Annotated in this window: 6 protein-coding genes; 2 read left to right on the forward strand and 4 right to left on the reverse strand. The window is 53.5% G+C overall.

Annotated elements, in window-relative coordinates:
• Window positions 1–41: 41 nt before the first annotated feature.
• Complete coding sequence (locus FHR99_RS11785) at window positions 42–2,642, forward strand: TonB-dependent receptor (RefSeq protein ID WP_183410871.1); 2,601 nt, start codon at window positions 42–44, stop codon at window positions 2,640–2,642.
• A gap of 90 nt (window positions 2,643–2,732) precedes the next feature.
• Window positions 2,733–4,229 (forward strand): purple acid phosphatase family protein, encoded by a 1,497-nt coding sequence (locus FHR99_RS11790; RefSeq protein WP_183410872.1) that lies wholly within the window; start codon window positions 2,733–2,735, stop codon window positions 4,227–4,229.
• Here the strand turns inward: FHR99_RS11790 and FHR99_RS11795 are convergent.
• From FHR99_RS11795 to FHR99_RS11810, 4 genes are all read right to left on the reverse strand, one after another.
• Window positions 4,220–4,870 (reverse strand): TetR family transcriptional regulator, encoded by a 651-nt coding sequence (locus FHR99_RS11795; RefSeq protein ID WP_183410873.1) that lies wholly within the window; start codon window positions 4,868–4,870, stop codon window positions 4,220–4,222. The genes FHR99_RS11790 and FHR99_RS11795 overlap by 10 nt on opposite strands.
• Before the next feature lie 64 nt (window positions 4,871–4,934).
• A complete protein-coding gene (locus tag FHR99_RS11800; protein ID WP_183410874.1) occupies window positions 4,935–5,369 on the reverse strand; it encodes a response regulator in 435 nt (144 codons plus the stop codon).
• The gene (locus FHR99_RS11805) at window positions 5,366–6,955 is read right to left on the reverse strand and encodes an ATP-binding protein (RefSeq protein WP_183410875.1); all 1,590 of its coding nucleotides are present in this window, start codon (window positions 6,953–6,955) and stop codon (window positions 5,366–5,368) included. Before FHR99_RS11805 ends, FHR99_RS11800 begins: the two co-directional genes overlap by 4 nt.
• Before the next feature lie 80 nt (window positions 6,956–7,035).
• Complete coding sequence (locus tag FHR99_RS11810) at window positions 7,036–9,150, reverse strand: EAL domain-containing protein (protein WP_183410876.1); 2,115 nt, start codon at window positions 9,148–9,150, stop codon at window positions 7,036–7,038.
• Between the last annotated feature and the right edge of the window lie 385 nt (window positions 9,151–9,535).

Consider the following 9,535-nt stretch of genomic DNA (forward strand, 5'->3'; position numbering starts at 1 on the left):
AATAATGACGGCAGCCTGATGGCTGCCACGAAGAGGATGTCATGCGTCGCCTTGTTCCCGCAGTACTCTGTTTTCTCGCAACCCCGGTGTGGGTGTCGGCGCAATCCGAAGATCGCAATGTCGTTCGCGATATTATTGAGGAGGTTGTAGTTACCGCGCGTAAGCGGGAAGAAAACATTCAGGAAACACCCTTGGCGGTGACGGCGCTCAGCGGTGATGATCTGCGTGAGGCGGGTATCGACAATGTGGCGGATCTTTCCAAAAGTGTGCCTTCCCTGCAGATCAACAAGGGGCAGGGCAATCAGATTTATATTCGCGGCATCGGTGAGCGAACGGGTTTTGTACGGGTAGACCCTACCGTCGGTGTGTATCTCGATGGCTTGTTTCTGCCGCGCGCGGACGGTCAGCTGCTCGATACGGTTGATGTTGAAAGCTTGCAGGTATTGCGCGGCCCCCAAGGTACCTTGTTCGGCAAGAACACGACGGGCGGTGCGTTGGTGCTGACCTTGGCCAAACCTCACGAAGAGTTTGAAGGCTACGTAGAGGCTGGTCTCGGCAGCTATGAAACCCGTAAGTTGCGCGCCGGTGTCAATCTTCCGGTGACCGATACTTTCTTTACACGCATCGCGTTCAACGGTGTGTATAACGAAGGTTTTATGAAAGATGTGGGTGACGATTCGCGCAGCAATTCGGAAGAGGGCTTGTCGGCCTTGTTCCAGACACGCTGGGATGCGAGCGCCACGCTGACTCAGGAGAACCTCCTCTTTATCGGTGACTCCAGCGGCAAGCTAACCAATACCAACTGCAATATCGTTCGCGACGAGGCCTTGTTTGTCGACGGCCTGGCGCTGTTGTGGGCGGGTGATACCGACGCTTCAGAGGGGCGTGCCTACCGCGAGAATTGCGAGTCCAACAGCCGCGAGCGGCAGGGTGATCTCACCGCGGACAAGGGCCCCAACCCGATGTTGGAACAGAATTTTGAATCGGTTCTGTTTGGCTCCACCACCACCTGGGATTTTGCTGAAAACTATACACTCAAAGCGATTCTTGGGGTGCGTCGCGCGAAGGAAGGCCCCATTCAAACCGCCGACAACGATGGCGGGCCGGCGGAGTACTCTGAGGCCTACAACAACGAAGATAGTATTCGGCGTTCTTACAGTCTTGAGCTGCAACTTAACGGGTCGGCACTGGATAATCGACTTAATTTTACGACCGGGCTGTTTGCCGCCGCTGAGCGCAATACCGAGACCTTTACCCTGCTGACAAACCTGATCGGTATCGACAACAGCAGTCTGCTGCAATTGGGTGCTGGGCAGGACCCAACTCGGCCAAGCTCTCCCCTCGGCACAGCGCCGGTGGTGGGGGCGCTCACGGGTGATCCACTCCTGCAGTCAGACTTTGAACTGGACAACGCCACCTACGCGGCCTTTGTACAGGCATCCTACGATCTCACCGAATCTCTTCAGCTGACCTTGGGAGTGCGCTACACCGAAGAAATTCGCAAATCCGAACTGAAAGTTATCGGCACGGATCTGCAGGACTTAAGCGCCAGACTGCAAGCCGCGGACCCCCGATTCACGCCGCTAACCCCGCCCGGCCCCTTGGGCCCATTGGCGGGTGGTCAGACCGACGGCCTATTTTCGTTTTCCGGCTCCTGGCTGGAAGACCCGGTGGGTATTGCCACGGAGGTTTTTCGTGATCGCAACGGTGACGGTATCGTCGATTACAAAATGGATACCGATAACCCGAGCTTCTTTGAGGCCGACGAGCGCTTCACTCAGGTTACACCGATGCTGTCGCTCAGTTATGTGTTTGACGAGTACCAGCTGGAAAACACCCCCTTTGACGCGCTGACCTCGTACTTTACCTACAGCGATGGTTTTAAATCGGGTTTCTCGGAGCCGCGGGGCGTGGATGGTTTGGCCCGTATTGAACCGGAAGAAGTCTCCAACCTTGAACTCGGTCTGAAAATGGATTTGCTGGATCGGCGCATGCGTCTGAATATGGCGACCTACAACATGGGTTACCAGAACATTCAGTTGGTGACGGTGTCTCAGGACAGTGCCGGCAACCTGATTGTGGTCTTTACCAATGCCGGTGAGGCGACCATTCGCGGTTCTGAAATGGAACTTAGCTGGCTGCCATTCCCCGGCGCGCTGGTAACGCTGAACTACAGCAACAACAATTATTTTTACAGCGAGTTTGACGATACCAACCTGAAGGAGTTGGCCCTGCGCAACAATGTAGTGCCGGTAGATCGCAGTGGCGAACCCTTCCCCGCCTCGCCGGAAGAGAGTGCCTCGCTGGGATTGCAGATGAGCTTCCCGACGGCCATCGGCATACTAACGCCTCGACTAGATATCAGCTACAAGGGCGACGTGTTCTTTGGCCTGGATGCGACCTCCGCCGAGATTTATCGTGAAGACGATGACAAGTCCGGTGCCGATGAGTATGTACTGGTTGACCTGCGTCTGACCTGGCAAAACGATGCGGGTGACTGGCGCGTCACCGCCTATGGCACCAATATCCTCGATGAGCGCTACATTAACAGCACCGTCGCGGTGACCGATTCCATTGGTACTTTTAATCAGGGTTACGGTAACCCGCGGGTGTACGGTGTCGATGTAACCTGGGCTTTCTGAGCGTCCCTCCGGGACGCGATTAACGGACCTTTCACGTCGCTGTCACATTGGGGCGATAGGATTCGGCGCAACGTGAAGTGGAGTTGTGTCATGTCCTCGTCTGAGTATTCCCGCCGCCGTTTTCTCGCTGCCAGCGCATCGTCTCTCGCGTTGATCGCCTGTGGAGAAGACAGCGACAGCCCGTCGCCGATCAGTCTCACTGACCCCGGCCCGCAAGAACCGACGAATCCGCCGGTCACACCACCGGCTGCGAGTCATCCGCCTCGGGGAGCTCATGTCAGTTTCACCGGTCACGCGCAAACCAGTCGTAGCGTGACCTGGTTTACTGACGGGGATCAGGCGCCGATTTCCTTTCTTGAGTTCGATAGCGTGGAGTCGGGAATGGATGAGGAGGCTATCGCTAACACGCCGTTCAGACACCGTATCGAGAGTCGTGTTGAGCCTACCACGGGCGTTGAGGCGCTTACGCATCGGGCCAGTGCCGGGGATCTCCCTGCAGACAAAGCGTTTCGCTATCGTATCGGCTCGGATATCGGGGGCTGGTCACCCGTTCGCGTGGTGCAGCCAATACCGGGCGATTCCTGGAGCTTTATTCATTACGGTGATCAAGGTACCGGTCCACTTGCTAAGCTGGTGACCGACGAGGTTTTGAAAACCCCATCGGATTTAGTACTCATTGCGGGCGATTTGTCGTATGCGGATGGTACCCAAACAGTCTGGGATACCTGGTTTGATCAGCAAGAAGCGCTGCTGGCTCAGCGTCCCATGCTGGCGGCACCCGGAAATCACGAAGAAAAGGATTTCGGTGGCGATGCCTTCAAAAACCGGTTTACCCACCCCGGAAAACCTTTTACATCAATAATTACCGGCGACAATCCCGGTAGCAGTTTTTACTCCTTTGATGTCAACCGTGTGCATTTTCTGGTGACCACGGCGGGCGCACTGATCAATGACGGCACGCTGCCGGAAGAACTGCTTAATATAGAGGCAGATTTATCGCTGGCGGCAGTGCGTCGTGCCGCGGGCGAGATTGATTTTATCGTGGTGATGCAGCACTTCCCTATCTGGACCGATCAGGACGGTCGCAGCCCGGCGAATCCTGCGCTCGTCGCGCTCGAAGAAAACATCATCGTGCGCTATGGCGTCGATCTACTGCTGGTGGGACATGATCATATCTATCAGCGCTCTCAACCCATGAGTTTTGGGCAAGTCAATCCGCTTGGCTACCTTCAGGTGATGGTAGGTACGGGAGGCGCCTCAATTCGATTGTTTGATGCCGACGGCCCACAGGCGTGGTCTGTCAGTGAATTTGTCGGTATCGGCTTTGCGCGTTATGAGGTGACGCCGGGCAAGATTGCAGTCGAGTTTGTCGGCGCGCCACCGCTAGGGATGTCAGATAAGGAGCGCCGCGAAAGTACCGGCGAGTTCAAGGTCGAAGACCGGTTTGAAGTTACTGCCCGCGATTGGCTAGCTTGCCGCGACTGCGTTCAGGTACCCCGCACGCGAATGGAGCTGGTCACTTTGTTACGAGATTACACTCGGAGGCTGGGTGGAATTCGTCCTCACTATCACCACCATCATGGTTGATTTTCGGTTGTGATGAATTGGTTAAGGTAAGCCATGATTGCCCGCTTGCATTCGGCCCGGTAGGCATCGGTGATTCGGCCGTGCAAAAACCAGGAGAGCCTAAGGCAGGCTGTACCCAACTCGACAGTCAATGATTTTGCATCCAGTTCGCCACTGGGCAGCCTGACGCCAACCGTACGCATCAGCCTATCAACATAGCGTCCGAGAGAGAGCACGGTAAGCTGGAGGGCTTTGTGGCTCTCTGTGCTGGCGGCACTGCCAAGTATCAGAACGCCTGCGACAGGGTGGGTGTTGTAATAGTTGCTTACTAGGTCAGATACCTCCCCAATCACGTCCTGCCACGCTTTGTCGGCCGTGTTTTGGCTCATGATTTCTATTTGCGCCTCAATGGCAGACAGGTGTCTTCGTGTCAGCTCATTGAGAATAGCGTAGGGGGTAGGGAAGAAATGGTAGACGCTGGTGCGGGTATAGCCGAGCGAACTGGCCAGCTCGGGGATGGATAGTTCGCTGGCGCCACGCGCCAGCAACTGCGCTTCGGCAGCCTCCAGTATGCGCTCAAACCGCTCTCGTCCTCGGGCTTGCTGAGGCGGGCGGGCTTCGGTAAGAGCGGTGCTATCTGACATGGCTACGAATAGTAGCACTCTGGTCTTTAAGTGTACAAGTGTACGTAAATGGTGCCGGTTAACCACGCAAGCGATTAAGCATTTAGCCTTCCGGTGGCGGGTTATTAACCAGCATCCAGAATAAACCGATATTGGTTACCGACTGCGCAAATTGATCGAAGTCGACAGGCTTGCGAACGTAGCTGTTGGCAGCCAGCTCATAACTGCGCAGCAGATCCTCCTGTTCATCGGAAGAGGTCAGCATGACCACGGGCTGCATCTTGGTTGCTTCGTTTTCGCGAATTCGGCTGAGAACCTGTAGCCCGTCAAATTTCGGCAGATTGATATCAAGCAAGACCACCTGAGGCGCTGGCGTTGTTCTGTCCTGGAAGGGCCCGGTCCTGAATAAATAGTGCAGGGCTTCTTCGCCATCATTTACCACATCAATAGGATTTGCGATGTTGATCTTTTTGAATGCGCGCCGCATCAGCATTTCATCATCGGGATCGTCTTCAACTATCAGGATGGGTCTGTTCATAAAAAGCGCTCCTTGCTGTCCATGGTAAAATAGAATGTCGCTCCTTCGTCGAGCTGGCTCTCGGCCCAGACTTCACCGCCATGACGGTTGATAATCCGTCTGACAGAGGCGAGACCGACGCCGGTTCCTTCGAAATCTGTTTTCTTGTGCAATCGTTGAAAGGGCGTGAATAGTCTGTCGGCATAGGTCATATCAAAACCTGCGCCGTTATCTCTGATGAAATAGACGACTGCATCGTTTTTCAAGGTCTTTCCAACTTCGATCCTTGGCTGCTCGCATTTGCCGGTATATTTCCACGCATTACCGATCAAGTTTTCCAGCATCACGCGCAGCATTCTGTCGTCGCCGACAACCGTCATGCCATCTTCGATCTCAACGTCGACGGAGCGTTCAGGTTGGGTGTTCTGTAAGTCGCTGATAATGCTTCGCGCCATTTCCGATAGATCGATAGGTCGCCGTTTCAGCTCTCCCTGAGTGGCTCTGGAGAGGGTCAAAATCGCTTCAATCAAATCGTTCATTCGCTCGCTGGCGCGGCGTATGCGGTTCAGATAGTCGCGACCCATGTCGTCAAGCTTGTCTTCGTAGTCTTCGAGCAGGGCGCGGGAAAAACCATCCATACTGCGCAGCGGCGCCCGAAGATCGTGCGAAACAGAATAACTGAATGCGGCAAGCTCTTTATTGGCGGCCTCCAGTTCTTTGGTGTGTTCTTCGAGTGAGCGGTTTAACTCGTCGGCGCGGTGCTCGGCCGCCGAACGCTCGTTAATCTCAATCGCGAGCGCTTCATTCTGTTTTTGTATCACACCGAGGTAATTCTGCAAGCCGGCGCCGAGGCGAAGCGCGGCAACCAGAAGCAAGGTAAAGAGTAGGCAGGCAACGAGCACGACATCTGCCCAGGGTGAACGCATGTCTCGTATAAGTTCCGGGCTGGGCCATATGGTGATTGACCAGGTGTTGCCAATTGCCGAAACGGTCGCCGTTTGTTTGTACGGCGATGAGCTAGCCTCTATACCGTGTTTTTTTTCGTACAGGGTGGTGCCGTCTTGCTTAATGACGAAGGAGAAGCTTCCTTGTATGTTTTTTGGCAACAGGCCTTCGAAAAAACTATCGTAGTTATAGCCGCCGGTAACGACGCCCTGAAACGTATCGCCGACAAAGAGCGGCGAAAAAATGGCAAAACCGAAGCCGCCAATTCGAAGCGAAACCGGTTCGGTCAGGGTCGTGATTCTCTCATCACGGGCCTTAACCAGACTTTGCGTCATGGCCTCATTAAATGCCAGCGTTAGCCCCTGAATCTGATCAGCAACGCGATCGGGAATAACCCATTGGGCTGTAAAGCTGTCGTCTGCCCAAGCCATGCCAAACATGCCAGATTCGTCTGAGACGTAGTTTTGCCCATCTGCGGCGAATTCCTGTTTTGGGGTTCCTCCTCGCATTTCCCAGCGCTGGCCAAGCCTTTCTAAAATTGAACGTTGGTGTTTTACGGCGATATCCGTGGCAAAGACAAAGTTATGAAGCTCGCTGGCCGTGAGTTGGGTGATGTTTTCACGATCCACGTTTTTAAGTTGTATCCACACAAAGATCGACATGATGCACATCAGTGCACCAACGATAATGTGTAGCCTCGCCAGCGGGATACTACCCGCTGGTTGAGTTAACTGCGGGTGAGTCATGCGGTGTAGTCGGTTCGGTCAGACAAATCCATCGTTGACTTAATCTGGCACGCAAAGTCCTGAAACGCTGCTGGCAGCATTGGCTCGCCGAAATAATAGCCCTGAGCGTGGCTGCAGCCCTTTTTGCGCAAGAACTGCATTTGGCTTGCGGTTTCAACGCCTTCGGCTATCACTGCCATTCCCAAGTTTTGTGCCATCTGTAGAATAGTAGTTGCTATCACCACATTTTTCTCTTCTTGATAGAGACCTTCAATAAAGGATTTGTCAATTTTGAGCACATTGGCAGGGAGTTGCGGCAAATAACTTAACGACGAATAGCCGGTGCCAAAATCATCGATATAGATAGAGATTCCCATATTCCGGAACGTCTGGAGTACCGAACCCACTTTGTCGGGGGCGCTCACCATGGTGCCTTCGGTGATCTCCAGGGCCAGAGCTTCCGGGGGCAGGCCGGTTTTTTCAAGCACGCCGGTGATCCGCTCGACGATGTTGGGTAGGCGTAGTTCGCGCGCACACAAATTGACGGCGATTCTCCCATCAAAAATCTGGTTTTTTCGCCATTCCACACCCTGTAAGCAGGCTTTTTCCAGTACCCAGTCGGATATCTGGCAAATAAGGCCGAACTTCTCTGCCAGCGGAATGAATATTTCGGGCGAGGTGTAGCCAAATTGCGCGTTTGGCCAGCGGATCAAGGCTTCGACGGATTCCACCAGCCCAGACTGAAGGTTCATCACCGGTTGGTAGGCAATCTTAAATTCGTCGTTGTGAATTGCACTGTGAAGTGCGTTTAACACATTCAGTGAATTTGAGCCTTTCTGATCATCTTCTGCGCAATAAAAGTTGATGGTATTGCGGCCCTGACGCTTGGAGGAATACATGGCCTGATCAGCACACTGCAATAATGCTTCCAGGTTGTCGGCATCGTCGGGACACAGCGCTACGCCAATGCTGACGGAAATATGTGTTTGATTATGAGGGCTCAAAAAGGGCTCTTGAAAGGCATCCATTAATTTATTGGCAGCCTGCATAGCGCCTTCTCGACATTTCACGGATACGATTGCTGCAAATTCGTCGCCACTAAGGTGGGCGACGATATCGCTGTTTCGAAGGGCATCCTGCGCTCGTTCGCCGATTTCTTTGATAAGTTCGTCGCCGACACTGTGGCCGAGTGTGTCGTTAATTAACTTGAAGTTGTCCAAATCAAAGAAAATAACAGCTTGAACGTGATTGGGGTTGTTGGTGCTTTCTCGTTTTTCCTGAAAACATTTTTCCAGTAGTCTGCGATTCGGCAACCCGCTGGTTTCATTGTGAAAGGCCAGGAAGTCGAGTTTTGCCTCGTAATCCCGAACTTGAGTGACGTCGGTTATCGTGCCGATAAGTTTAAATATCTCGCCGTCTTCGTCGCGCATGGCGCTGATACTGGTCAACTGACGGTATAGCTCTCCGTCTTGGCGGTGATTGTTGAATTCTTTTTTAAATGAGCCCTGACTCGCTAAACTCGCCCAGAGATCGTGGACAAAATCGCCGGTATAGCCCTCGTCGAACACTCCTGTGATCGGATTGTTGATCAACAGGCTGGCGTCGTGCCCTGTGATTTCGCAATAGGCCTTGTTGACATAAAGCACCTTCAAGTCAGGTGTGGTTATAAAAACGCCTTCGGTGGAGTTTTCAAGGGCCTGATGGGCGAGCATTGCACGCATTTCTGCTGCTTGCTTGGCTCGTCGGGACTTAGCTTCTCTAAGCTCTCTTTCCACCGCGGGGCCCAGTCGAGAAAGCGAGGAGTCTTTGAGTAAGTAGTCGCTAGCGCCAGTACGCATAGCCTCTGCGGCAAGCTCTTCGCCAATTGACCCGGAAACCAGAATAAACGGTACCTCAGGTGATTGATTCTTGAGGATTTTCAGGGCCTGTAAGCCATTGAATTTGGGCAGGTTATAGTCGGATATAACAATATCAGGCGCAGTGGATAGGGCTTTTGCGTATTGCGCTTCGGTTTCAACAATTGTGTGCTGCAGGTCGAAGCCATGGTGTTTAAGTGCGCGGAGGACGAGCATCGAATCGTCTTCGTTGTCCTCAACGAGTAACACCTTGATAGTCTGCTGGGGTTCGCCCACGCTATGTTCTCCGTGTGTACGTCAGATATTGCAACGCTCCCCCCCCCTCAGGTTCCTTGTGGAGTTGGTAAAGCACCTACTACTGCACACAGTATTGTTCACAAAGTCACACTCAGAAATCCGTGGTTCTACATAGTCGTGTAGGGGGAACGCAATACGGTTGCTTTGTTGGGGTAAGGGAGGACTAACTATATTGAGGGATGAGTCGGATGCTCTAACCAGCTTTTGGAAAGGGATTGGTGGGCCCGGACAGACTTGAACTGTCGACCTGCCCCGGTTTTGGGTAGAAGGATGAGTCGGATGCTCTAACCAGCTTTTGGAAAGGGATTGGTGGGCCCGGACAGACTTGAACTGTCGACCTGCCCCGGTTTTGGGTAGAAGGATC

This window comes from Litorivivens lipolytica, from assembly GCF_014191715.1.
GTDB lineage: Bacteria > Pseudomonadota > Gammaproteobacteria > Pseudomonadales > Spongiibacteraceae > Litorivivens > Litorivivens lipolytica.